22 protein-coding genes, 1 tRNA gene and 1 other annotated feature are annotated in these 24,748 nt (G+C 44.1%); of the genes, 20 read left to right on the plus strand and 3 right to left on the minus strand.

The features are described 5' to 3' along the window. Positions 1-154: 154 nt before the first annotated feature. From NZD81_RS01425 to NZD81_RS01455, 7 genes are all read left to right on the plus strand, one after another. Positions 155-595 carry a MarR family winged helix-turn-helix transcriptional regulator gene (locus NZD81_RS01425; RefSeq protein WP_003229573.1) on the plus strand — a complete coding sequence of 147 codons (441 nt, stop codon included), beginning with the start codon at positions 155-157 and terminating at the stop codon, positions 593-595. Between the two features lie 7 nt (positions 596-602). Then, positions 603-1,421, plus strand: coding sequence for a glutamate racemase (racE, locus tag NZD81_RS01430; RefSeq protein ID WP_134975240.1), 819 nt, complete (start codon positions 603-605; stop codon positions 1,419-1,421). A 113-nt stretch (positions 1,422-1,534) separates the two neighbouring features. Further along, the gene (gerM, locus tag NZD81_RS01435; protein ID WP_014664884.1) at positions 1,535-2,635 is read left to right on the plus strand and encodes a spore germination protein GerM; all 1,101 of its coding nucleotides are present in this window, start codon (positions 1,535-1,537) and stop codon (positions 2,633-2,635) included. 110 nt (positions 2,636-2,745) lie between these two features. After that, a complete protein-coding gene (gene rph / locus NZD81_RS01440; RefSeq protein WP_003246039.1) occupies positions 2,746-3,483 on the plus strand; it encodes a ribonuclease PH in 738 nt (245 codons plus the stop codon). A 12-nt stretch (positions 3,484-3,495) separates the two neighbouring features. Beyond that, positions 3,496-4,092: an XTP/dITP diphosphatase gene (locus NZD81_RS01445; protein ID WP_080429044.1), complete on the plus strand. Its 597-nt coding sequence runs from the start codon at positions 3,496-3,498 to the stop codon at positions 4,090-4,092. 15 nt (positions 4,093-4,107) lie between these two features. Beyond that, positions 4,108-4,617: a metallophosphoesterase gene (locus NZD81_RS01450; RefSeq protein ID WP_014664882.1), complete on the plus strand. Its 510-nt coding sequence runs from the start codon at positions 4,108-4,110 to the stop codon at positions 4,615-4,617. A gap of 129 nt (positions 4,618-4,746) precedes the next feature. Continuing rightward, a tRNA-Arg gene (locus NZD81_RS01455) sits at positions 4,747-4,820 on the plus strand. A gap of 63 nt (positions 4,821-4,883) precedes the next feature. Here the strand turns inward: NZD81_RS01455 and NZD81_RS01460 are convergent. From NZD81_RS01460 to cotQ, 3 genes are all read right to left on the minus strand, one after another. After that, positions 4,884-5,708 carry a YsnF/AvaK domain-containing protein gene (locus NZD81_RS01460; protein WP_282372977.1) on the minus strand — a complete coding sequence of 275 codons (825 nt, stop codon included), beginning with the start codon at positions 5,706-5,708 and terminating at the stop codon, positions 4,884-4,886. A 160-nt stretch (positions 5,709-5,868) separates the two neighbouring features. After that, complete coding sequence (locus NZD81_RS01465) at positions 5,869-6,336, minus strand: GNAT family N-acetyltransferase (protein WP_282372975.1); 468 nt, start codon at positions 6,334-6,336, stop codon at positions 5,869-5,871. Positions 6,337-6,495: 159 nt separating this feature from the next. Beyond that, positions 6,496-6,831: an inner spore coat protein CotQ gene (gene cotQ, locus NZD81_RS01470; protein ID WP_014664878.1), complete on the minus strand. Its 336-nt coding sequence runs from the start codon at positions 6,829-6,831 to the stop codon at positions 6,496-6,498. 446 nt (positions 6,832-7,277) lie between these two features. Next, positions 7,278-7,522, plus strand: a binding site (T-box leader). 121 nt (positions 7,523-7,643) lie between these two features. Here cotQ and ilvB point away from each other — a divergent pair. The 13 genes from ilvB to yihA all read left to right on the plus strand — a co-directional run bounded on the left by ilvB (position 7,644) and on the right by yihA (position 24,734). Continuing rightward, positions 7,644-9,368, plus strand: coding sequence for an acetolactate synthase large subunit (gene ilvB / locus NZD81_RS01475; protein WP_282372972.1), 1,725 nt, complete (start codon positions 7,644-7,646; stop codon positions 9,366-9,368). Then, positions 9,365-9,883, plus strand: coding sequence for an acetolactate synthase small subunit (gene ilvN / locus NZD81_RS01480; protein ID WP_069150004.1), 519 nt, complete (start codon positions 9,365-9,367; stop codon positions 9,881-9,883). The genes ilvB and ilvN overlap by 4 nt, the downstream gene beginning before the upstream one ends. Positions 9,884-9,906: 23 nt before the next feature. Then, complete coding sequence (gene ilvC, locus NZD81_RS01485) at positions 9,907-10,935, plus strand: ketol-acid reductoisomerase (RefSeq protein ID WP_136654305.1); 1,029 nt, start codon at positions 9,907-9,909, stop codon at positions 10,933-10,935. Beyond that, positions 10,922-12,478: a 2-isopropylmalate synthase gene (locus NZD81_RS01490; protein ID WP_040082253.1), complete on the plus strand. Its 1,557-nt coding sequence runs from the start codon at positions 10,922-10,924 to the stop codon at positions 12,476-12,478. Before ilvC ends, NZD81_RS01490 begins: the two co-directional genes overlap by 14 nt. A gap of 20 nt (positions 12,479-12,498) precedes the next feature. Then, positions 12,499-13,596, plus strand: a complete 1,098-nt coding sequence (gene leuB, locus NZD81_RS01495; protein WP_014664871.1) for a 3-isopropylmalate dehydrogenase — start codon at positions 12,499-12,501, stop codon at positions 13,594-13,596. 49 nt (positions 13,597-13,645) lie between these two features. Further along, positions 13,646-15,064, plus strand: a complete 1,419-nt coding sequence (gene leuC, locus NZD81_RS01500; protein ID WP_136654304.1) for a 3-isopropylmalate dehydratase large subunit — start codon at positions 13,646-13,648, stop codon at positions 15,062-15,064. Positions 15,065-15,076: 12 nt separating this feature from the next. Continuing rightward, positions 15,077-15,676, plus strand: coding sequence for a 3-isopropylmalate dehydratase small subunit (gene leuD, locus NZD81_RS01505; protein WP_014664869.1), 600 nt, complete (start codon positions 15,077-15,079; stop codon positions 15,674-15,676). A 118-nt stretch (positions 15,677-15,794) separates the two neighbouring features. Continuing rightward, positions 15,795-16,799, plus strand: coding sequence for a DNA damage checkpoint antagonist DdcA (ddcA, locus tag NZD81_RS01510; RefSeq protein WP_069150002.1), 1,005 nt, complete (start codon positions 15,795-15,797; stop codon positions 16,797-16,799). Positions 16,800-17,026: 227 nt separating this feature from the next. Next, a complete protein-coding gene (gene tig, locus NZD81_RS01515) occupies positions 17,027-18,301 on the plus strand; it encodes a trigger factor (protein WP_014664866.1) in 1,275 nt (424 codons plus the stop codon). Positions 18,302-18,573: 272 nt separating this feature from the next. Continuing rightward, the gene (clpX, locus tag NZD81_RS01520) at positions 18,574-19,836 is read left to right on the plus strand and encodes an ATP-dependent protease ATP-binding subunit ClpX (protein WP_003229613.1); all 1,263 of its coding nucleotides are present in this window, start codon (positions 18,574-18,576) and stop codon (positions 19,834-19,836) included. A 150-nt stretch (positions 19,837-19,986) separates the two neighbouring features. Then, positions 19,987-21,645, plus strand: coding sequence for an ATP-dependent protease LonB (lonB, locus tag NZD81_RS01525; protein ID WP_040082257.1), 1,659 nt, complete (start codon positions 19,987-19,989; stop codon positions 21,643-21,645). A gap of 180 nt (positions 21,646-21,825) precedes the next feature. Beyond that, positions 21,826-24,150, plus strand: coding sequence for an endopeptidase La (gene lon / locus NZD81_RS01530; protein ID WP_289859226.1), 2,325 nt, complete (start codon positions 21,826-21,828; stop codon positions 24,148-24,150). After that, positions 24,147-24,734, plus strand: a complete 588-nt coding sequence (gene yihA, locus NZD81_RS01535) for a ribosome biogenesis GTP-binding protein YihA/YsxC (RefSeq protein ID WP_014114673.1) — start codon at positions 24,147-24,149, stop codon at positions 24,732-24,734. Before lon ends, yihA begins: the two co-directional genes overlap by 4 nt. The last annotated feature ends 14 nt before the right edge of the window (positions 24,735-24,748 follow it).

A 24,748-nucleotide genomic window follows, 5' to 3' on the forward strand; every position in this document is an offset into this window, starting at 1 on the left:
GTAGGCAAGTCATAAAATGAATTTTTTTGCTTGATGTTGTTTGACTAAAGTCCTCTATTTCTCTCCTGCGAGTCTTGCATTTTCTTCAAAAAAGAAGGAAAATAGACACGGAACGCTTTTGTGCGTAAGAGATCCTTGAGTGAGGGATGGACAAATGACATCAAAACCTTTGGAGCATGTTGCGGATATTGAAAAGTCTCTCCGCCACATTGCCGCGATTATTAAGCAAAAAGGACGAGAAATCCTTAACCAATATGCAATTACGCCGCCGCAATTTGTCGGCCTGCAATGGCTTTATGAACTGGGAGATATGACAATCGGCGAACTATCGGGCAAAATGTATCTGGCATGCAGCACGACAACGGACTTAATCGACCGCATGCAAAAAAATGAGCTTGTTGAGCGGGTCAAGGACCCGGCGGATAGACGTGTTGTCCGGATACATCTGCTGCCTGAAGGAGAACGGATTATCCAAGAGGTCATTACAAAAAGGCAGGAATATTTGCGTGATATGTTCGAATCGTTTACAGATGAAGAAATAGCCATCTTCGAAAAATCTTTGATGAAACTGCAGCATGAAATGAAGAGAAAATGAGGCGATTTTGTTGGAACAACCAATAGGGGTCATTGATTCCGGGGTTGGCGGTTTAACCGTTGCGAAGGAAATCATGAGACAGCTACCTAAAGAAAATATTATCTACGTGGGGGATACGAAACGGTGTCCTTACGGGCCGCGCCCTGAAGAAGAGGTGCTTCAATATACGTGGGAGCTGACGAATTATTTACTCGAAAACCACCACATCAAAATGCTCGTGATCGCCTGTAACACAGCAACAGCGATCGCTTTGGATGACATCCAGCGCAGCGTCGGTATACCGGTGGTCGGAGTCATCCAGCCTGGTGCGAGAGCAGCGATAAAAGTGACGGATAATCAGCATATCGGTGTCATCGGCACAGAGAATACGATTAAGAGCAATGCATACGAAGAAGCGCTTTTGGCATTAAATCCTGATTTGAAGGTTGAAAACCTTGCCTGCCCGCTGCTTGTGCCTTTTGTGGAAAGCGGGAAGTTTCTCGACAAAACAGCAGACGAGATTGTCAAAACCTCGCTGTACCCGTTAAAAGACACATCGATTGATTCGCTGATTTTAGGTTGCACCCATTACCCTATTTTAAAAGAAGCCATTCAAAGATATATGGGAGAGCGCGTAAACATTATTTCGTCCGGCGATGAAACAGCCCGGGAAGTCAGCACAATTCTCTCTTATAAAGGGCTGCTGAACCAGTCTCCGATTGCCCCGGATCATCAGTTCCTGACAACAGGGGCGCGTGATCAGTTTGCAAAAATCGCAGACGATTGGTTTGGCCATGAAGTGGGGCATGTGGAATGTATCTCACTGCAAGAACCGATTAAAAGATAGGTTTTCCCGCAACGGAATGTTGCGGGTTTTTTCTGTTTTGCCGGAATTCTTCGGTCTATTTCCTAAAGAGGCTCGTATACATAATAGTACAAACATCCTTAGGAGGGAAAAGTATGCTGAAAAAAGGACCTGCAGTCATTGGTGCGACTTGTCTCACCTCTGCCTTGCTTTTATCCGGATGCGGTTTGTTTCAATCTGATAAGGCAGCCAAGGAAATTGATCCGCCTCAAGACGTTACATACGTGAACGATGAAGCGGGGGCTAAGTCAAATACTACAGCAGCCGAAAAAACAGAGAATAAAAAGAGTGATACCGCAAAAACGGATCAAGCCTCATCTGCTGTTATGAGGGAGCTATATCTTATTGATAAAAACGGGTATGTCGTCGCGCAAACGCTGCCTCTTCCTAAAAGTGAGAGCACGGCTAAGCAGGCGCTTGAATACCTCGTACAGGGCGGGCCTGTGTCTGAAATTCTTCCGAATGGCTTCAGAGCAGTATTGCCGGCTGACACAACCGTTAACGTTGACATCAAAAAAGATGGAACCGCGATAGCTGATTTCTCTAATGAGTTCAAAAATTATAAGAAAGAGGACGAACAGAAAATCGTTCAATCTGTGACGTGGACGCTGACGCAATTCAGTTCGATAGATAAAGTGAAGCTGAGAATAAACGGGCATGAGCTGAAGGAGATGCCTGTAGGAGGGACGCCGATCTCAGATGATTTAAGCCGCAAAGACGGCATTAATTTGGAAACAGCCGGTGTAAATGATCTCACTGCTACCCACCCGCTGACAGTCTACTATTTGGCGGAAAACGAAGACAGTGAGTACTACGTGCCTGTGACGAAACGAATCGACAATTCGGAAAAAGACGACATTACAGCAGCCATCAATGAATTGGCTAAAGGCCCAAGCAAGGTGAGCGGGCTGTTAACAGACTTCAATGAAGATGTAAAGCTGGTCAGCAAACCGAAAATGAAAGACGGTCGCGTGACGTTGGATTTCAATCAATCTATATTCGGCAGCGCCGATGAGAAGACGAAAATGATTTCTTCAGAAGTGCTGAACAGCATTGTGCTGACGTTAACGGAACAGCCGGATGTAAAAGGCGTCTCTGTTAAAGTGAATGGAAAATCAGAGCTTGTAAACGAAAAAGGCGAAAAGCTCACAGAACCGGTCTCCAGACCTTCTCAAGTGAATACGGGTAGTTTTTAAATTGGGATTTTTGATATACTAGAAAGAAAGAGGTTAGCGTTCCGGCTGCCTCTTTCTTTATTCAATTCCGGGACAAAAATGGTTTATGTACATACAATCGGAGGTAAAACATGAGACATGACGGAAGACAACACGATGAGCTGCGTCCAATCACATTCGATTTGGATTTTATCAGCCATCCGGAAGGTTCTGTTCTAATAACAGCGGGAAATACAAAGGTAATCTGCAACGCGTCTGTTGAGGACCGCGTACCGCCGTTTTTGCGGGGCGGAGGGAAAGGCTGGATTACAGCAGAGTACAGCATGCTGCCGCGGGCAACTAATCAAAGAACAATTAGAGAATCTTCTAAAGGGAAAATTTCCGGCAGAACAATGGAGATCCAACGCCTGATCGGCCGCGCGCTTCGGGCTGTTGTAGATCTGGAAAAGCTCGGTGAACGGACGATTTGGATTGACTGTGATGTCATTCAGGCTGATGGCGGAACAAGAACAGCTTCCATTACAGGTGCATTTCTTGCGATGGCGATTGCGATTGGCAAGCTGATCAAAGCAGGAACAATCAAGACAAATCCGATCACGGATTTTCTCGCTGCGATCTCTGTTGGAATTGATAAGGAACAGGGAATTTTGTTAGATTTAAATTATGAAGAAGATTCCTCTGCTGAAGTTGACATGAATGTCATCATGACAGGCAGCGGCCGTTTCGTGGAACTGCAGGGAACCGGCGAAGAGGCGACTTTTTCAAGGGAGGATCTGAATGGTCTTCTCGGTCTTGCGGAAAAAGGAATTCAAGAGCTGATTGACAAGCAAAAAGAAGTGCTGGGGGATTCTCTGCCAGAACTGAAATAAAGACAGAAAGGCTTGATCATCATGAAAGAAGCAATTATTGCGACACATAATCCGGGAAAAGTGAAGGAATTTAAAGAAATTCTTGAGCCAAAAGGCTATGATGTCAAATCGTTAGCTGAAATTGGATTCACAGAAGAAATTGAAGAAACAGGCCATACATTTGAAGAGAATGCCATTCTGAAAGCAGAAGCTGTTGCCAAAGCAGTGAACAAAATGGTGATTGCGGACGACTCAGGTCTATCCATCGATAATCTTGGCGGCAGACCCGGGGTTTATTCAGCCCGCTATGCAGGGGAACAGAAAGACGACCAGGCAAATATCGATAAAGTGCTCAGCGAGCTGAAAGGAATCGAAAAAGAACAGCGCACCGCCCGTTTCCGCTGCGCATTGGCCGTGAGTATTCCGGGAGAGGAAACAAAAACAGTCGAAGGCCATGTTGAAGGGTATATTGCTGAAGAACCGAGAGGAGAATACGGCTTTGGCTATGATCCAATCTTTATCGTGAAAGATAAAGATAAGACAATGGCTGAACTGACTAGTGATGAAAAAAATAAAATCAGCCATAGGGCTGACGCGCTTAAAAAGCTGTCTAAGCTTTTGGAGGCATAAGGAGGGAGCTCGTACATGAACGTGCTGATTATCAGTGACAGCCATGGGCTTGAAGAAGAACTCCAGACCATTGCGAAACGGCACGAAGCAGAAGTTGACCTTATGATTCATTGCGGAGACTCTGAGCTAGAAACAGGGCATCCTGCATTGGAGCCTTATGCGGTTGTAAAAGGCAATTGCGATTTTGCCGGCGATTTTAAGGACGAGCTTCTTCTAACTGCCGGTTCAAGAAAAATACTGGTCACACACGGCCACCTTCACGGTATAAAACAGACCTTGTTAAACGTATACTATCGTGCAGAAGAGCTCGGAGCGGATATTATCTGCTTCGGGCATTCGCACATCGCGGGAAGCGAAGTGCTGCGCGGAAAACTGATGATTAACCCAGGCAGCATCCGGCTTCCAAGGGTGCGCAGGACAGAAAGCTATGCTATACTGACATTAGAAAATGATGCTGCGACAGTCCGTTTTTACGACCAAGCAGGCAATGAAATTGAGGATCTGCAAAACCGAGTCACACTATGAAAATGTCATGAGGAAGAAAATTTTCTTCCTCATGAAAAAAATTCTAAAAAACCGTTGACTTATTGTTGCATCCCATATATAATAAATCTTGTCGCTGATAGTTAAAGCGAAAAACAAAAAACATAACGTGTCCCAGTAGCTCAGCTGGATAGAGCAACGGCCTTCTAAGCCGTCGGTCGGGAGTTCGAATCTCTCCTGGGACGTACCAAAAGAAAAACCTCAAATCCTAATTGGATTTGAGGTTTTTTGTTGTCGTCTTATGATTTTTATTTATTATTTAACGGATCATCATCCAAGCCGTCAACTTTTCCTTCTTTATTCAGACGAGGTTCTTCTTTTTTCACAGTTTCAGAAATATGTTCATTTTCTTCAACAGTGCGTTTACCGACAACCACTTCATCAGTGACAACTGGTTTTTTAGTCACTTCCAGCTTTTCCTCAACGATTGGCACTCTGATCTCTTCCGAATCGTTGACGGGAGAAGCATCCGCTTTATTTTCATCCACTGGCCGGCGTTCGACATAAATTTCATCATGTCTCACCGGGATGTCCATATCTCTTTTTTCTGTTTTCACTTCTTTTCCTATCTCTACTTCGCCGGTTTGAACGTCTTCCTTATCGACTTTCAGCTGTTCTTCCCGGAGCGGCATCGTTTTTTCTTCTTTCGTTGTATAATCCGCCATTTCATTTGTGCTTGAAAAGCCGCCTGAAAGGGCATTGCCGTTATCCATAGGAGCATTTACATCTGCATCTGTATCGACGGCTACCAGAAGTTTTCCGTCATCCAAATCTTCTTGATACTTGTCTATTTCATCCGTTTTAATATCCAAATCGGATAATGCTTTGCTGTGTGCAGCAGTATCATCCATTGTGAAATAATCTTTCAGTTTATCGAAAAAAGATTCAGATTCGCCCTGATGTGCATCGATGGCTTGATTGACCTCTGTTCCTGTACGTGACTCCAAATAATCTGTATCTCGCCGGCTTGTCACAACAGAAATGTCATCAGAATCATAGCCTTTTGTGAGTAACCCTTCAATCACTGCAATGGTTTCCTGCGGGGTTTCGTATACACCAACTATGCTTTTCATATCAATCTCCTCCTTTATGAATTTGCATGATATCGTTCATGTCGTTTGTAATTCCCGCTGTTCTTTGAATTAAACAAAATTGAAAACATTGGCGGGTATCAAAAGGGGGAAAGTGTGTGAATACAAAAAAATAGATAAGACAGACTTTCCTCTGTCTTATCTATCTTCGTAATTGCAGCTCCTTCGTCATAAACACACTGTTCGGATCTTCAACATAGTCTGCAAACGGTTCGCAATACTGAAAACCAAAGCTTTCATACAATTTTCTTGCGGGCTCAAATGAAGTCATTGAACCCGTTTCTAAGCTTAGTCGCTCATAACCTCGCTTCTCGGCTTCTTCAATGATGTGCTGGAGAACTTGTTTGGCAACGCCTTTTCTTAAATGTGATGCAGATGTTCGCATTGATTTGATTTCTCCATGCCGGCTGTCCAGTTCTTTTAGCGCTCCGCAGCCGGCGAGTTCATCACCCTCCCATGCGCTCCAAAACGTTATTTCAGGCCCTCTTAGTTTCTCTAAACCTAAGGCATGAATGCTTTCTGGCGGAGACATAAGCGTCATGCTATGTAAATGCTCATTCACAAGTGAGACCACCTGACGTCCAGTTAAATCGTCTATTTTTATATGCAATTTTATTCCTCCTCAAACTTTGATCTTAATCATATTTCATCCTGTTTCCAACTATAAAGACAGAAAATCTGACAGTATTGAAGCCAATATATGAGTTGTAAAGGATGTTTGAAAGCAAAAAAAGAGGCCGAAATCGTTGTTCGGCCCTTGCAGTCTTCTTTAATATCTAAAGCCTCCATGCACACCGGCTGTTCCGCTAAAACCGCCGACATGTGTCGCCGGAATACTGAACCCGCCGCTATGGCCGCTGAAGCCAGTGCCTGAAAATTGCTGCCCGAAAAAATCTGAAGTGTATGGATAAGAGGAGTACATAGCAGAGGGAGTGGTCAACGGGCTGTATGCCTGGCTGAACGGCTGTCCGTATCCGTATCCTCCAAATGGCTGCTGGCTTTGCTGGTAAAAGGCAGGGGAAGCAGGATAATGCTGTTGCGGAAAGCTGGGGAAGCTTGGAAAGCCCACAGGAAATCCTTGCATGTCTGCAAATGATTTATTCATCGTATCACCTTTTCTTTGCAAGATACCATTAATGTATGCCGAGGGAACAAGGGGAGTGCCTATCCGAATTGAAATGGTTTGCAAGAGGATCTGTCAGACTCAATTCCGATACGAATCATAGCGTGTTATAAAATCTTACACGTTTATGTAAATTTGAATTATTCTGGTGTATGCTTGATAGATTAATAAAAAAATTATAAAAACTTTTAACATTTGCAATTCCTTTTGTACCAATAATGAAAGCGTATACAATATAGATTGATTAATCAAAATTGTCTAATAATTTTAAAAAATGCTGTTGACACTGCGTCCAAAGCGGCGTAATATGAGTTCAACAAAAGATAAACGCAAGCTTCACAAGCGAAAATGATCGCAATATGATTCTGAAAAAATGAAAAACAATCGACCTTCTTGAACATCTTGCAAGCCGTTCTGAAGGCTGAATATGAAAAGCGCAGATGAGGATAAGTAGCCTTGATAAAGCTTTCCACAGAGAACCGGGTTAGCTGAGAACCGGCGAAGCTTTACAAGGTGAACTCGCCTCAGAGTGCCAGTCTGAAATGACAGTAGGACTTGGCCGGGTGAACTTGATTCACTCGTTACTAAAGCGGATAGAAATATCCATGAGACGGCCGACTAAGGCCGTAAACAAGGGTGGTACCGCGGAAAGAAAAGCCTTTTCGCCCCTTTTAGCTATCGCAGTTACTGCGCGGCTGATTGTGGGTGGAAGGGCTTTTTTTATTGAATAATCAGCTATCTAGCTAATGAAAAGATGATCTTTAAAGGATGAAAATCCAAAAGGAGGAACTAAAATGGGGACTAATGTACAGGTGGATTCAGCATCTGCCAAATGTACACAGACGATGAGCGGAGCATTAATGCTGATTGAATCATTAAAAAAAGAGAAAGTAGAAATGATTTTCGGTTATCCGGGCGGGGCTGTGCTTCCGATTTACGATAAGCTATACAATTCAGGGTTGGTACATATCCTTCCCCGTCACGAACAAGGCGCGATTCATGCAGCGGAAGGATACGCAAGAGTCACTGGAAAACCGGGTGTCGTCATCGCCACATCAGGACCGGGAGCGACAAACCTTGTTACAGGCCTTGCTGATGCCATGATTGATTCATTGCCGTTAGTTGTCTTTACAGGGCAGGTGGCAACCTCTGTTATCGGGAGTGATGCATTTCAGGAAGCAGACATTCTAGGGATTACGATGCCGGTGACAAAACACAGCTACCAGGTTCGCCAGCCGGAAGATCTGCCGCGCATCATTAAAGAAGCGTTCCATATTGCAACAACTGGAAGACCCGGCCCAGTATTGATCGATATTCCGAAAGATGTAGCAACTATTGAAGGAGAATTCAGCTACGATCATGAGATGAATCTCCCGGGATACCAGCCGACAACAGAGCCGAATTACTTGCAGATCCGCAAGCTAGTAGAAGCCGTGAGCAGTGCGAAGAAACCGGTGATCCTGGCGGGTGCGGGCGTACTGCACGGAAAAGCGTCAGAAGAATTAAAAAATTATGTCGAACAGCAGCAAATCCCTGTGGCGCACACCCTTTTGGGGCTCGGAGGCTTCCCGGCCGACCATCCGCTTTTCCTGGGGATGGCGGGAATGCACGGTACGTATACAGCCAATATGGCTCTTCATGATTGTGATCTTTTAATCAGCATCGGCGCCCGTTTTGATGACCGTGTCACAGGAAACCTGAAACACTTTGCCAGAAACGCAAAGATTGCCCACATCGATATTGATCCAGCTGAAATCGGAAAAATCATGAAAACACAGATTCCTGTAGTGGGAGACAGCAAAATTGTCCTGCAGGAGCTGATCAAACAAGATGGCAAACCAAGTGATTCAAGCGAATGGAAAAAACAGCTCGCCGAATGGAAAGAAGAGTATCCGCTCTGGTATGAAGAGAATGAAGAAGAGGGTTTTAAACCTCAGAAATTGATTGAATATATTCATCAATTTACAAAAGGAGAAGCCATTGTCGCCACGGATGTAGGCCAGCATCAAATGTGGTCAGCGCAATTTTATCCGTTCCAAAAAGCAGATAAATGGGTTACGTCAGGCGGACTTGGAACGATGGGATTCGGCCTTCCGGCGGCGATCGGTGCACAGCTGGCTGATAAAGATGCCACTGTCGTCGCGGTTGTCGGAGACGGCGGTTTCCAAATGACGCTTCAAGAACTCGATGTCATTCGTGAATTAAATCTTCCGGTCAAGGTAGTGATTTTAAATAACGCTTGTCTCGGAATGGTCAGACAGTGGCAGGAAATTTTCTATGAAGAACGCTATTCAGAATCTAAATTCGCTTCTCAGCCTGACTTCGTCAAATTGTCCGAAGCATACGGCATTAAAGGCATCAGAATTTCATCAGAAGCGGAAGCGAAGGAAAAGCTGGAAGAGGCATTAACGTCTAGAGAACCTGTTGTCATTGATGTGCGGGTTGCCAGCGCAGAAAAAGTATTCCCGATGGTGGCTCCGGGAAAAGGGCTGCATGAAATGGTGGGGGTGAAACCTTGAAAAGAATTATCACATTGACTGTGGTGAACCGCTCAGGCGTGTTAAACCGGATCACCGGTCTATTTACAAAAAGGCATTACAACATTGAAAGCATTACAGTCGGACACACAGAAACAGCAGGCGTTTCCAGAATCACCTTTGTCGTTCACGTTGAAGGTGAAAATGATGTTGAACAGTTAACAAAACAGCTCAACAAACAGATTGATGTGCTGAAAGTCACAGACATCACAAATCAATCGATTGTCCAGAGGGAGCTGGCCTTAATCAAGGTCGTCTCCGCACCTTCAACGAGAACAGAGATTAATGGAATCATAGAACCGTTCAGAGCCTCTGTCGTCGATGTCAGCAGAGACAGCATCGTTGTTCAGGTGACAGGCGAATCTAACAAAGTTGAAGCGCTTATTGAATTGTTGAAACCTTATGGCATTAAAGAAATCGCGAGAACAGGTACAACGGCTTTTGCGAGGGGTACCCAGCAAAAGGCGTCATCCAATAAAACAATATCTATTGTATAAAACATAACAAGGGAGAGATTGAAATGGTAAAAGTATATTATAACGGTGATATCAAAGAGAACGTATTGGCAGGCAAAACAGTAGCGGTTATCGGATACGGTTCGCAAGGCCACGCACATGCCTTGAACCTTAAAGAAAGCGGAGTAGACGTGATCGTCGGTGTTAGACAAGGAAAATCTTTCACGCAGGCCCAAGAAGACGGACATAAAGTATTTTCAGTAAAAGAAGCGGCAGCCCAAGCTGAAATCATCATGGTTCTGCTTCCTGATGAACAGCAGCAAAAAGTATACGAAGCTGAAATCAAAGATGAATTGACAGCAGGAAAATCATTAGTATTTGCTCACGGATTTAACGTGCATTTCCATCAAATTGTTCCTCCGGCGGATGTAGATGTATTCTTGGTAGCGCCTAAAGGTCCGGGACACTTGGTCAGAAGAACATATGAGCAAGGAGCCGGCGTACCTGCATTGTTCGCAATCTATCAAGATGTGACTGAAGAAGCAAGAGACAAAGCTCTCGCATATGCAAAAGGAATCGGCGGCGCAAGAGCGGGCGTATTAGAAACGACATTTAAAGAAGAAACAGAAACAGATTTGTTCGGTGAGCAAGCGGTTCTTTGCGGCGGATTAAGCGCGCTTGTCAAAGCAGGATTTGAAACATTAACTGAAGCAGGTTATCAGCCTGAACTTGCATACTTCGAGTGTCTGCATGAGCTGAAATTAATCGTAGACCTTATGTACGAAGAAGGACTTGCAGGAATGAGATATTCAATTTCTGACACAGCACAGTGGGGAGATTTCGTATCAGGCCCTCGCGTTGTGGATGCTAAAGTAAAAGAATCGATGAAAGAAGTATTAAAAGATATCCAAAACGGTACATTCGCAAAAGAATGGATCGTCGAAAACCAAGTAAACCGTCCTCGTTTCAATGCTATCAATGCGAGCGAGAACGAGCATCAAATCGAAGTAGTGGGAAGAAAGCTTCGTGAAATGATGCCGTTTGTGAAACAAGGCAAGAAGAAGGAAGCGGTGGTCTCCGTTGCGCAAAATTAATTTTTTCGATACGACGCTTCGTGATGGTGAACAGTCCCCTGGAGTGAACTTGAATACACAGGAGAAACTTGCCATAGCTAAGCAGCTCGAAAGACTCGGGGCAGATATCATTGAAGCGGGATTTCCCGCTTCGTCCCGAGGTGACTTTTTAGCTGTTCAGGAAATCGCTAGAACCATTAAAAATTGTTCAGTGACTGGTCTGGCCCGTTGTGTAAAAGGTGATATTGATGCTGCTTGGGAAGCGTTAAAGGATGGTGCTTACCCGAGAATTCATGTTTTTATCGCCACATCGGACATTCATTTGAAACACAAGCTGAAAATGACACGGGAGCAAGTCATTGAAAGAGCAGTTGAAATGGTGACATACGCAAAAGAACGTTTTCCGGTTGTGCAATGGTCAGCTGAAGATGCCTGCCGTACTGAGCTGCCGTTCCTGGCAGAAATCGTCGAGAAAGTGATTGACGCAGGCGCCAGTGTTATCAATCTTCCAGACACTGTCGGCTACCTGGCTCCAGCGGAATACGGAAATATCTTTAAATATATGAAGGAAAACGTTCCGAACATTCACAAAGCAAAGCTTTCAGCTCATTGTCATGATGATTTGGGAATGGCAGTTGCAAACTCTCTTGCTGCGATTGAAAATGGCGCTGATCAAATTGAATGCGCTGTGAACGGGATCGGTGAAAGAGCCGGAAACGCGGCATTAGAGGAAATTGCCGTTGCCCTTCATATCAGAAAAGATTTCTACCAAGTTGAAACAGGTATTACATTGAACGAGATTAAGAGAACAAGCGATTTAGTAAGCAAGCTGACCGGCATGGCTGTTCCGCGCAATAAAGCAGTTGTGGGCGATAATGCATTTGCTCATGAATCAGGCATCCATCAGGACGGCTTTTTAAAAGAGAAATCAACTTATGAAATTATTTCGCCGGAGCTTGTCGGTGTAACCGCAGATGCGCTTGTCCTAGGTAAACATTCTGGACGCCACGCATTTAAAGACCGGTTGACTGCTTTAGGATTCCAATTTGACAGTGAAGAGATTAATAAATTCTTTACGATGTTTAAAGAGTTGACTGAGAAGAAAAAAGAAATCACTGATGAGGATCTTGTTTCTCTTATTTTAGAAGAAAAAGTAACAGATCGCAAGATTGGGTATGAATTTCTTTCTCTGCAAGTACATTACGGAACTAGTCAGGTCCCTACGGCTACTCTTTCTTTGAAAAATCAAGAAAACGCAGAGCTTATTCAGGAAGCTGCAACTGGGGCCGGAAGTGTGGAAGCAATCTACAACACGCTTGAGCGCTGCATCGATAAAGACGTGGAGCTCTTAGACTACCGCATTCAGTCTAACAGAAAAGGCGAAGATGCATTTGCCCAGGTGTATGTAAGAGTTTTGGTGAACGGAAAAGAATCAGCAGGGCGGGGCATAGCGCAAGACGTATTAGAAGCATCAGCGAAAGCCTATTTGAACGCAGTAAACCGTCAATTGGTTTTCGAGTCGAATATGAGCGGACTTAAAAACCACACAGCTGTCGGATCATAAAAGAAAGGAGAACGGTTAATTTGAAGAAACGTATTGCTCTATTGCCCGGAGACGGGATCGGCCCTGAAGTATTAGAATCAGCGACAGACGTACTGAAAAGTGTTGCCGAACGCTTTAACCATGAATTTGAATTTGAATATGGCCTGATTGGAGGGGCGGCGATTGACAAACATAACAACCCCCTCCCAGAGGAAACCGTTGCCGCTTGTAAAAATGCAGATGCGATATTGCTTGGCGCTGTCGGCGGACCGAAATGGGATCAAAACCCTTCGGAGCTGAGACCGGAAAAAGGGCTGCTCAGCATCAGAAAACAGCTTGATTTGTTTGCGAATTTACGGCCAGTGAAGGTGTTTGAAAGCCTTTCTGACGCTTCGCCTTTGAAAAAAGAATACATCGATCATGTTGATTTTGTTATCGTCCGAGAGCTGACAGGCGGCTTGTATTTCGGCCAGCCGAGCAAACGCTATGTAAACACTGAAGGTGAGCAGGAAGCAGTAGACACCCTGTTTTATAAGCGGACGGAAATTGAACGCGTGATCAGAGAGGGCTTTAAAATGGCAGCAGCCAGAAAAGGAAAAGTAACCTCTGTTGATAAAGCAAACGTTCTAGAATCAAGCAGACTGTGGCGTGAAGTGGCTGAGGACGTTGCAAAAGATTTTCCTGATGTAAAGCTGGAGCACATGCTTGTGGATAATGCAGCCATGCAGCTGATTTATGCACCGAATCAATTTGATGTCGTGGTGACTGAAAATATGTTTGGTGACATTTTAAGCGATGAAGCGTCGATGCTTACAGGCTCACTCGGAATGCTCCCGTCAGCCAGCCTATCAAGCTCAGGTCTTCATCTGTTTGAGCCTGTTCATGGCTCCGCGCCTGATATTGCCGGCAAAGGGATGGCAAATCCATTCGCGGCCATATTGTCAGCGGCAATGCTTTTGAGAACATCTTTCGGGCTTGAAGAGGAAGCGAAAGCTGTAGAAGATGCGGTAAACAAAGTCTTGGCTTCCGGAAAAAGAACAAGAGACTTGGCACGGGGTGAAGAGTTCAGCAGCACTCAGGCCATTACGGAGGAAGTTAAGGCAGCAATCATGAGTGAAAATACAATTTCTAATGTGTGACAGCTTACGTTAAGCGGTCTTAGTTCATAGGTAGAGGGAGGAAATAAAGATGATGCCTCGAACAATCATCGAAAAGATTTGGGATCAGCATATTGTAAAACATGGTGAGGGAAAACCCGATCTTCTCTATATTGATTTGCATCTCATTCATGAGGTGACGTCACCTCAGGCATTTGAAGGTTTGAGACAAAAGGGAAGAAAGCTCAGAAGACCCCAAAACACATTTGCGACAATGGACCATAACATCCCGACCGTCAATCGTTTTGAGATAAAGGATGAAGTTGCGAAACGCCAAGTAACGGCGCTTGAAAGAAACTGTGAAGAATTTGGCGTGCGCCTTGCCGATCTTCACAGTGTGGATCAAGGGATTGTCCATGTCGTCGGCCCTGAACTGGGCTTAACGCTTCCAGGGAAAACGATCGTGTGCGGCGACAGTCATACATCAACACATGGCGCTTTCGGCGCTCTTGCATTTGGAATCGGGACGAGTGAAGTTGAACATGTCCTTTCCACACAGACTCTTTGGCAGCAGCGTCCGAAAACACTTGAAGTGCGTGTAGATGGAACGCTTCAAAAAGGGGTAACGGCAAAGGATGTCATTCTTGCTGTCATCGGTAAATACGGTGTGAAATTCGGCACTGGCTACGTCATTGAATACACTGGGGAAGTATTCAGAAATATGACGATGGATGAACGAATGACCGTTTGCAACATGTCAATTGAAGCAGGAGCAAGAGCAGGTTTGATTGCACCTGACGAGGTAACGTTTGAATATTGCAAAAACCGCAAGTACACGCCAAAAGGCGAAGAATTTGACAAGGCTGTAGAGGAATGGAAAGCGCTGCGCACAGACCCGGGCGCTGTTTACGATAAATCTATCGTCCTTGACGGCAACGACATTTCTCCTATGGTGACATGGGGCATTAACCCGGGAATGGTTCTTCCTGTCGATTCTGAAGTTCCAGCGCCGGAAAGCTTTTCTGCAGAAGATGACAAAAAAGAAGCGATTAGAGCTTATGAATATATGGGGCTGACTCCCCATCAGAAAATCGAAGACATTAAAGTGGAGCACGTATTTATCGGTTCCTGCACAAATTCCCGCATGACTGACCTTCGTCAGGCTGCAGATATGATCAAAGGGAAGAAGGTAGCTGACAGCGTTAGAGCCATCGTCGTGCCAGGATCCCAAAGTGTGAAGCTTCAGGCTGAACAAGAAGGGCTTGACCAGGTTTTCTTGGAAGCTGGATTTGAGTGGAGAGAGTCAGGCTGCAGCATGTGTTTGAGTATGAATAATGATGTTGTTCCTGAGGGAGAGCGCTGTGCGTCAACCTCTAACCGCAACTTTGAGGGCAGACAAGGAAAAGGTGCAAGAACACATCTCGTCAGCCCGGCAATGGCTGCGATGGCTGCCATTCACGGACACTTCGTTGATGTCAGAAAGTTTTATCAGGAAAAAACAGTTGTGTAAGGAGTGCGCGAGATGGAACCTTTGAAATCACATACGGGGAAAGCGGCCGTATTAAATCGGATCAATGTTGATACTGACCAGATTATTCCTAAACAATTTTTGAAGCGGATTGAAAGAACAGGCTACGGGCGTTTTGCATTTTTTGACTGGAGATATGATGCGAATGGTGAACCGAATCCTGAATTTGAATTAAACCAGCCTGTTTATCAAGGAGCTTCCATTTTAATAGCAGGAGAAAACTTCGGCTGTGGATCATCGCGTGAACACGCTCCGTGGGCGCTTGATGATTATGGGTTTAAAATTATCATTGCGCCGTCATTTGCTGATATTTTCCATCAGAACTGCTTTAAAAACGGGATGCTTCCAATCCGCATGCCATATGACAATTGGAAACAGCTAGTCAGCCAGTATGAAAACCAGTCATTGCAAATGACTGTTGACCTTGAAAATCAGCTGATTCATGACAGTGAAGGCAATCAAATTTCATTTGAAGTTGATCCGCATTGGAAAGAGATGCTCATCAACGGCTATGATGAAATTTCATTAACGCTGCTGCTTGAAGATGAAATCAAGCTATTTGAATCGAAAAGAAGCTCTTGGCTTCAAGCCTGAAGAAGCGGCCGGTCTTTGTCCGGCGGCTTTTTTTGCCTGGTGAAACCTTTCATTTCTTGTGTTTGTTCACAGGTGTTGATACACTTGAACAAAATAAATGCCTGAAAGGAATATAGGTATGACGCATGACAAGAAAAACGCAAAAATTATTCCTTTTCCTCATCTGAAAGACCGCCTCGTGGAAAAAGGGATGTCATCACTCAAGGAAAAAAAGTATCAAGAAGCGCTTGAGCTGTTTTCAGAAGCGATGAAATATGATGATACTGAATCTGATCTTCACTTAGGGATGGCCATCTGCTTTTTAGAGCTGGGCGAGCTGGAAGAGGCAAAAAGTGTGTGCGAGAAGATGCTCAAAGAAGGTTATGGCCATTATTTTACGGTTTTGCAGGTGTACATGACCATCTTAATTCAGCTCAAAAAATACGAAGAAGTCAAAAGCACTATTGAAGCCGTTTTGGAAGAAAATCAGCTGCCGGCAGAAAGCGCCGAGCAATTTTACAAGCTGCTTGATTTCAGCCGGAAAATGACCGATCCGGATCGAGAGGACGAGGCTTGGGACGAAGAATACGAGGATACAATTGACACCGAGAAAGTGCTGGCAAGCCCTGAGGAGCAAATGAATCTCATTCATTCCTTAAAAGACCGTAACGTAGCAAAGTATACAGGGTTGCTCAAAACAATCCTTCAAGACCCCTCAGCCCACCCGATTATCAAAACGATGATTGTTATGCTGTTGGCCGAGCATGAGTACAGTAAACCTGTGCACATTAGTAAATTTGGCGAGTCGTTGACAATTGAACCGTCTGAGATTGTCCCGCCTGATGCCGCTCCGATTCTGCACCGTGTTCTCAGGGTGCTGGATGAGACACTTGGAAATGAAAATCCAACCTTGTATGCGGCCGTAGAAGAATTGTGGAGAAGACATTTATACGTTTTATATCCGTTCCAGCCGAAATTGCTGTCGGCTGATCTTTGGGCGGCTGCCCTGCATAAAGTCGGCTACGAGATGCACGGGATTGAAATTGAAAGAGAAGAACTTCATATGATGTATGAATTTACCGACAGAGAACTCGATGAAGCTTGCACTATGATAAAAGATATTGAAGAAATTTCTTATTTGTAAATCACGCCATATAGTTGAAAGCGCTATGTGTTATGTTATAATATAGTGGTTGTATTTGTGTATAACGGGTTATAAGAAATACGGTTGGACAGGCTTTGCAGTTCATTATTAACATCTATACATAATGATTCTGATCTTTGGCAGCTTTGTTTTTGTTGGACGAAGCCGAATGATTGCTTTAGAATGGAAGACCGACACAACCTGAATAGATTTTTGGAGGGAAACACATGTCTGTAAAATGGGAAAAACAAGAAGGCAACGAAGGCGTTTTAACGGTTGAAGTTGATGCTGAAACGTTTAAAACAGCACTTGATGATGCATTTAAAAAAGTAGTAAAACAAGTTTCAATTCCTGGATTCCGTAAAGGTAAAATTCCTCGCGGATTATTCGAACAGCGCTTTGGCGTAGAAGCTCTTTACCAAGATGCTTTGGATATTCTTCTTCCTGTAGAATACCCTAAAGCGGTTGAAGAAGCTGGAATCGAGCCTGTAGACCGTCCTGAAATCGATGTTGAAAAAATCGAAAAAGGCGAAAGCTTAATCTTCACTGCGAAAGTAACAGTAAAACCTGAAGTGAAGCTTGGCGACTACAAAGGCTTAGGCATTGAAAAAGACGATACAACTGTAACTGACGAAGATGTTCAAAACGAACTAAAAGCGCTTCAAGAGCGTCAAGCTGAGCTTGTTGTAAAAGAAGAAGGCGCTGTTGAAGAAGGAAACACAGTTGTTCTTGATTTCGAAGGATTCGTTGACGGCGAAGCATTCGAAGGCGGAAAAGCTGAAAACTACTCTCTAGAAGTAGGTTCTGGTTCATTCATCCCTGGCTTCGAAGATCAATTAGTCGGCCTTGAAGCAGGTGCTGAGAAGGATGTTGAAGTGACATTCCCTGAAGAGTACCACGCTGAAGATCTTGCAGGCAAACCAGCTGTGTTCAAAGTGAAAATTCACGAAATCAAAGCGAAAGAGCTTCCTGAGCTTGACGATGAATTCGCTAAAGATATCGATGAAGAAGTGGAAACACTCGCTGAATTAACTGAAAAAACTAAGAAACGTTTAGAAGAAGCGAAAGAAAACGAAGCTGACGCTAAATTGCGTGAAGAGCTTGTTCTGAAAGCTTCTGAAAATGCTGAAATCGATGTGCCGCAAGCAATGGTTGACACTGAGCTTGACCGCATGCTGAAAGAATTCGAACAGCGTCTGCAAATGCAAGGCATGAACCTTGAGCTTTACACTCAATTCTCAGGCCAAGATGAAGCTGCGTTAAAAGAGCAAATGAAAGAAGATGCTGAAAAACGCGTAAAATCTAACCTGACTCTTGAGGCGATTGCGAAAGCGGAAAACCTTGAAGTATCAGATGAGGAAGTTGATGCTGAGCTTACAAAAATGTCTGAAGCATACAACATGCCTGTTGAAAATATTAAACAAGCCATCGGTTCTACTGACGCGATGAAAGAAGATTTAAAAGTTCGCAAAGCAATTGATTTTCTTGTAGAAAACCGTTAATATGGTGCATAATAATAGTAATAATAAAACAGGGCGCGAATCATTCGTGCCTTGTTTTGTACAATTATGAGTTATCTCTTTTTCTTGGGGCAAGATAGTTAATGCAGGGCAGTTTTTTGTCATACATATAGAATGTGCAAGTCAGAAACACATTGTTACCGTCTTTTTGGAAAGTATGGTAAAATGCAATACATACTCGTTTCGTTTCAAGAATCATTTTCTTTTGCTCTGCCGGTAAAAGAAAAAGTGAGACAAGATTAAGGGGTGAAAGAATGTTTAAATTTAACGAGGAAAAAGGACAATTGAAATGCTCGTTCTGTGGAAAAACACAAGATCAGGTTCGTAAGCTTGTAGCTGGGCCTGGTGTATATATATGTGACGAATGTATCGAACTCTGCACTGAAATTGTAGAGGAAGAACTCGGAACAGAAGAAGAAGTAGAATTTAAAGACGTACCAAAGCCTCAGGAAATTCGTGAAATCTTGAATGAATATGTCATCGGCCAAGATCAAGCGAAGAAATCACTTGCTGTTGCTGTGTATAACCACTATAAGCGCATTAACTCCAACAGCAAAGTCGATGATGTTGAGCTTTCAAAAAGTAATATTTCATTAATCGGGCCTACAGGAAGCGGTAAAACCCTTCTGGCGCAAACGTTGGCTCGCATTTTAAATGTGCCGTTTGCGATTGCAGACGCTACATCTTTGACTGAAGCTGGATACGTGGGTGAAGATGTAGAGAATATTCTCTTGAAACTCATTCAAGCTGCTGATTATGATGTGGAAAAAGCCGAAAAAGGCATTATCTATATTGATGAAATCGATAAAGTGGCTAGAAAATCTGAAAACCCGTCTATCACACGTGACGTGTCAGGTGAGGGCGTACAGCAGGCATTGCTTAAAATTCTTGAGGGTACAGTGGCGAGCGTGCCGCCTCAAGGAGGACGTAAGCATCCTCATCAAGAATTCATTCAAATTGACACAACAAATATTTTGTTCATCTGCGGCGGAGCTTTCGATGGTATCGAACAAATCATCAAACGCCGTTTAGGCCAAAAAGTGATTGGATTCGGTGCTGACAACAAAGCTGCTGATCTTGAGAAAGAAGATCTTCTTTCAAAAGTGCTTCCTGAAGATTTGCTCCGCTTCGGGTTAATTCCTGAGTTTATCGGACGTCTTCCGGTTATTGCAAGCCTTGAAAAGCTTGACGAAGAAGCTTTGGTTGCGATCTTAACAAAACCGAAAAACGCTCTTGTTAAGCAATTCAAGAAAATGCTTGAGCTTGACAACGTTGAGCTTGAATTTGAAGAAGAAGCGCTTTCTGAAATCGCTAAAAAAGCGATTGAACGCAAGACTGGCGCACGCGGACTCCGTTCTATCATTGAAGGCATCATGCTTGATGTGATGTTTGAGCTGCCTTCTCGTGATGACATTGAAAAATGTGTGATTACCGGGGCAACTGTGACACACGGAGAGCCTCCTCGCCTTTTATTAAAAGACGGCACTGAGGTTAGCCAAGATAAAACATCTGCATAAAGATAAACACAAACCTCCTGAATGAATCATTCAGGAGGTTTTTTGCATGTAAACTCTTCCGGAAAAACGTTTATTCCCGCCTCCTATGGGAGATACTAGCAATCAGAGGAATGAATTGGATACATAAATTGTTTTTCAGGAGGGACCACCATGAGTTGGACAGGGATCGCGTTATTTATTCAGCTGTTTTTTGGGATCATCATTGGTTTGTATTTTTGGAATTTGCTTAAAAATCAAAGGACACAAAAGGTCACGATAGATAAAGAATCAAAGAAGGAAATGGAGCAGCTTCGGAAAATGCGCGCTATCAGCTTGTCCGAGCCATTATCTGAAAAGGTCCGCCCCAAAAGCTTTCAAGATATTGTCGGACAGGAAGACGGTATTAAAGCATTAAAGGCGGCTTTGTGCGGACCGAATCCTCAGCATGTCATTGTCTATGGACCGCCGGGAGTTGGAAAAACGGCTGCTGCGCGGCTTGTGTTGGAAGAAGCAAAAAAACATAAACAATCACCGTTTAAAGAGCAAGCTGTTTTTGTGGAACTCGATGCGACAACAGCCCGTTTTGATGAAAGAGGAATTGCCGATCCGCTCATCGGCTCTGTCCATGACCCGATATACCAAGGGGCCGGAGCAATGGGGCAGGCTGGGATACCGCAGCCGAAGCAGGGAGCTGTCACTCATGCCCATGGCGGTGTGCTGTTTATTGATGAAATAGGGGAGCTGCATCCGATTCAAATGAATAAAATGCTGAAGGTGCTTGAGGACAGAAAAGTCTTTTTAGACAGTGCGTATTACAGTGAGGAAAATACACAAATTCCAAATCACATTCATGATATTTTTCAAAATGGGCTGCCGGCTGATTTTCGCCTGATTGGCGCAACCACAAGAATGCCAAACGAAATTCCGCCAGCTATCAGGTCCCGCTGTTTGGAGGTTTTTTTCCGCGAGCTTGAAAAGGACGAACTGAAAACTGTTGCCAAAACAGCAGCGGATAAAATTGAAAAAAATATCTCTGAAGAAGGCCTCGATCTGCTGACCAGCTATACGAGGAATGGACGGGAAGCTGTCAATATGATTCAAATCGCAGCGGGGATGGCTGTTACGGAGAATCGGAAAGACATTACCATTGAGGATATTGAATGGGTCATCCACTCTAGTCAGCTTACACCGAAGCATGAGCAAAAAATCGGTGTTGAACCGCAGGTCGGCATTGTAAATGGGCTTGCAGTCTATGGTCCTAACAGCGGGTCGCTTCTGGAAATCGAAGTAAGTGTAACCGCGGCTCAAGATAAAGGATCAATTAATATCACAGGAATAGCTGAAGAAGAAAGCATCGGCAGCCAATCAAAATCAATCAGGAGAAAAAGCATGGCGAAGGGTTCGGTTGAAAATGTGTTAACCGTGCTCCGGACAATGGGAATGAAGCCGTCTGATTATGATATTCATATCAATTTCCCTGGAGGGGTTCCGATTGATGGTCCGTCAGCAGGCATCGCGATGGCGGCGGGGATTTTCTCGGCGATACATAAAATTCCTATTGACAATACCGTTGCGATGACAGGCGAAATCAGCTTGAACGGCCTTGTGAAACCTATCGGAGGCGTTATACCGAAAATAAAAGCGGCCAAGCAGTCCGGTGCGAAAAAGGTGATTATCCCACATGAAAATCAGCAGGCGATCTTAAAGCAGATTGACGAAATCGAGATTATTGCAGTGAAGACGTTCCAAGAAGTGCTTGATGAAATTTTAGTGAATCCGCCAACGGAACAAAAACCGTTCCATATTGAAATTAATAAAGAATCCGTTTAAACCCTATTTTTATAATAGGGTTTTTTTCATGAAGGACATCTTTTCCTTTTTCATATCAGAAAGAAAGGGTATACTACGAGGAGACTGCTTTATAGAAAATGGAACCATGCCGTTTATTGTACAAGGATGAAAAAGTTGTATTATAATGGTTCATACTAAAGTCACGGAGGTGTCAGTCACATGGCAGAAGAATTAAAACGCAGCATCCCGCTCCTCCCTTTAAGAGGTTTATTAGTGTACCCGACGATGGTTTTGCATTTAGATGTAGGACGTGACAAGTCGGTTCAGGCTCTTGAACAGGCAATGATGCATGATCATATGATATTTTTAGCCACTCAGCAGGATATTTCGATAGACGAACCTGGTGAAGACGAGATTTTCACTGTCGGCACCTATACAAAAATTAAGCAAATGCTGAAGCTTCCGAACGGTACGATTCGTGTGTTGGTGGAGGGCCTCAAGCGCGCCCAAATCGTTAAATATAATGAACACGAGGAATACACGTCGGTTGACATTCAACTCATTCATGAAGATGATTCAAAAGATACAGAAGACGAAGCGTTGATGCGGACTTTGCTAGACCACTTTGATCAGTACATAAAAATTTCTAAAAAAATCTCGGCCGAAACGTACGCCACGGTTACTGATATCGAAGAGCCGGGGAGAATGGCAGACATCGTTGCTTCTCATCTGCCCCTTAAACTAAAGGATAAGCAGGATATTTTAGAAACGGCAGATGTCAAAGACAGGCTGAACAAGGTCATTGATTTTATTAATAATGAAAAAGAAGTGCTGGAGATTGAGAAAAAAATCGGCCAGCGTGTCAAACGTTCAATGGAACGTACGCAGAAGGAATACTATTTGCGTGAACAGATGAAGGCGATCCAAAAAGAGCTTGGCGATAAAGAAGGCAAAACTGGCGAAGTTCAGACGCTGACTGAAAAAATTGAAGAAGCAGGCATGCCTGATCATGTGAAGGAAACAGCCCTTAAGGAATTGAACCGATATGAAAAAATTCCGTCAAGTTCTGCGGAAAGCTCCGTCATCCGCAGCTATATCGACTGGCTGATTGCTCTCCCGTGGACGGATGAAACAGATGATAAGCTTGATTTGAAAGAAGCAGGACGTCTCTTGGACGAAGAGCATCACGGACTTGAAAAAGTAAAAGAACGTATTTTAGAATATTTGGCTGTCCAGAAGCTGACAAAATCCCTGAAAGGCCCGATCCTCTGTTTGGCAGGACCTCCAGGTGTCGGAAAGACGTCTTTAGCCAAATCAATTGCAAAAAGCTTGGGACGGAAATTCGTCAGAATCTCACTCGGAGGAGTACGGGATGAATCAGAGATCCGCGGACACAGACGAACCTATGTCGGAGCAATGCCGGGACGGATTATTCAGGGGATGAAAAAAGCCGGCAAGCTGAATCCGGTTTTCTTATTAGATGAAATTGACAAAATGTCATCTGATTTTAGAGGAGACCCGTCATCTGCTATGCTTGAAGTGCTTGATCCAGAGCAAAACAGCAGCTTCAGTGATCACTATATTGAAGAAACCTTTGATTTATCAAAAGTGCTGTTTATCGCAACGGCGAACAATTTGGCTACAATTCCAGGGCCGCTCAGAGATAGAATGGAAATTATTAATATCGCAGGCTACACAGAAATAGAAAAACTCGAAATCGTAAAGGATCACTTGCTTCCAAAGCAGATCAAAGAACACGGGCTGAAGAAAAGCAACTTGCAGCTGCGTGATCAGGCGATTCTTGATATTATTCGTTACTATACGAGAGAAGCGGGTGTAAGAAGCCTTGAACGCCAGCTTGCCGCAATTTGCCGAAAAGCTGCAAAAGCCATTGTTGCTGAAGAGCGAAAACGGATTACGGTTACTGAGAAGAACCTCCAAGATTTTATCGGAAAACGCATTTTCAGATATGGGCAAGCTGAAACAGAGGATCAAGTTGGTGTAGTGACAGGGCTTGCCTATACAACCGTTGGCGGAGATACGCTTTCGATTGAAGTATCGCTTTCACCGGGAAAAGGGAAATTAATCCTGACTGGAAAGCTCGGAGATGTAATGAGAGAGTCAGCTCAGGCAGCATTCAGCTATGTGCGATCCAAAACAGAAGAACTTGGCATTGAACCTGACTTTCATGAGAAGTATGATATTCATATACATGTACCAGAGGGTGCGGTGCCTAAAGATGGTCCGTCAGCCGGCATTACGATGGCAACAGCACTTGTTTCTGCTTTAACGGGGCGTGCAGTTTCTCGTGAAGTCGGCATGACTGGGGAAATTACGCTTCGCGGGCGCGTGCTGCCAATCGGCGGACTGAAGGAAAAAGCGCTTGGCGCACATAGAGCGGGATTGAAGACCGTTATTGCGCCTAAAGAGAATGAAAAAGATATAGAGGATATTCCTGAAAGCGTCAGAGAGGGGCTGACATTTATATTGGCATCCCACCTAGACGAAGTTTTGGAACATGCCTTAGTAGGAGAGAAGAAATGAAAGTCACAAAGTCAGAAATCGTGATCAGTGCAGTAAAACCGGAACAGTACCCTGAAGGAGGGCTACCGGAAATTGCATTGGCCGGAAGATCAAACGTAGGAAAATCGTCTTTTATCAATTCATTAATCAATCGCAAAAATCTTGCGAGAACATCGTCAAAGCCTGGAAAAACACAAACGCTTAATTTCTACATTATCAATGATGAACTGCATTTTGTGGATGTGCCGGGGTACGGTTTTGCCAAAGTGTCAAAGTCTGAGCGTGAAGCTTGGGGCAGAATGATTGAAACCTATATCACGACACGCGAGGAATTAAAAGCAGTGGTACAGATCGTTGATTTGCGGCATGCGCCATCCAATGATGATGTACAGATGTATGAATTTTTAAAGTATTACGGCATTCCTGTTATTATTATCGCTACAAAGGCGGATAAGATCCCGAAAGGAAAATGGGACAAACACGCGAAGGTTGTCCGACAAACATTAAATATTGATCCGGAAGACGAGCTGATTCTCTTTTCCTCAGAAACGAAAAAGGGGAAAGACGAAGCTTGGGGAGCGATCAAAAAAATGATAAACCGGTAGAGAATCCTCTACCG

Source organism: Bacillus sp. B.PNR1 (genome assembly GCF_030386235.1).
GTDB classification, from domain to species: Bacteria; Bacillota; Bacilli; order Bacillales; family Bacillaceae; genus Bacillus; species Bacillus stercoris.

Coding starts and splice junctions, on each gene's coding strand:
- lon (WP_289859226.1), top strand. CDS start 21,826: ATGGCAGAAGAATTAAAACGCAGCATCCCGCTCCTCCCTTTAAGAGGT.
- ilvB (WP_282372972.1), top strand. CDS start 7,644: ATGGGGACTAATGTACAGGTGGATTCAGCATCTGCCAAATGTACACAG.
- clpX (WP_003229613.1), top strand. CDS start 18,574: ATGTTTAAATTTAACGAGGAAAAAGGACAATTGAAATGCTCGTTCTGT.
- NZD81_RS01450 (WP_014664882.1), top strand. CDS start 4,108: ATGAACGTGCTGATTATCAGTGACAGCCATGGGCTTGAAGAAGAACTC.
- leuC (WP_136654304.1), top strand. CDS start 13,646: ATGATGCCTCGAACAATCATCGAAAAGATTTGGGATCAGCATATTGTA.
- NZD81_RS01425 (WP_003229573.1), top strand. CDS start 155: ATGACATCAAAACCTTTGGAGCATGTTGCGGATATTGAAAAGTCTCTC.
- ddcA (WP_069150002.1), top strand. CDS start 15,795: ATGACGCATGACAAGAAAAACGCAAAAATTATTCCTTTTCCTCATCTG.
- ilvC (WP_136654305.1), top strand. CDS start 9,907: ATGGTAAAAGTATATTATAACGGTGATATCAAAGAGAACGTATTGGCA.
- leuD (WP_014664869.1), top strand. CDS start 15,077: ATGGAACCTTTGAAATCACATACGGGGAAAGCGGCCGTATTAAATCGG.
- yihA (WP_014114673.1), top strand. CDS start 24,147: ATGAAAGTCACAAAGTCAGAAATCGTGATCAGTGCAGTAAAACCGGAA.
- NZD81_RS01460 (WP_282372977.1), bottom strand. CDS start 5,708: ATGAAAAGCATAGTTGGTGTATACGAAACCCCGCAGGAAACCATTGCA.
- lonB (WP_040082257.1), top strand. CDS start 19,987: ATGAGTTGGACAGGGATCGCGTTATTTATTCAGCTGTTTTTTGGGATC.
- cotQ (WP_014664878.1), bottom strand. CDS start 6,831: ATGAATAAATCATTTGCAGACATGCAAGGATTTCCTGTGGGCTTTCCA.
- rph (WP_003246039.1), top strand. CDS start 2,746: ATGAGACATGACGGAAGACAACACGATGAGCTGCGTCCAATCACATTC.
- gerM (WP_014664884.1), top strand. CDS start 1,535: ATGCTGAAAAAAGGACCTGCAGTCATTGGTGCGACTTGTCTCACCTCT.
- tig (WP_014664866.1), top strand. CDS start 17,027: ATGTCTGTAAAATGGGAAAAACAAGAAGGCAACGAAGGCGTTTTAACG.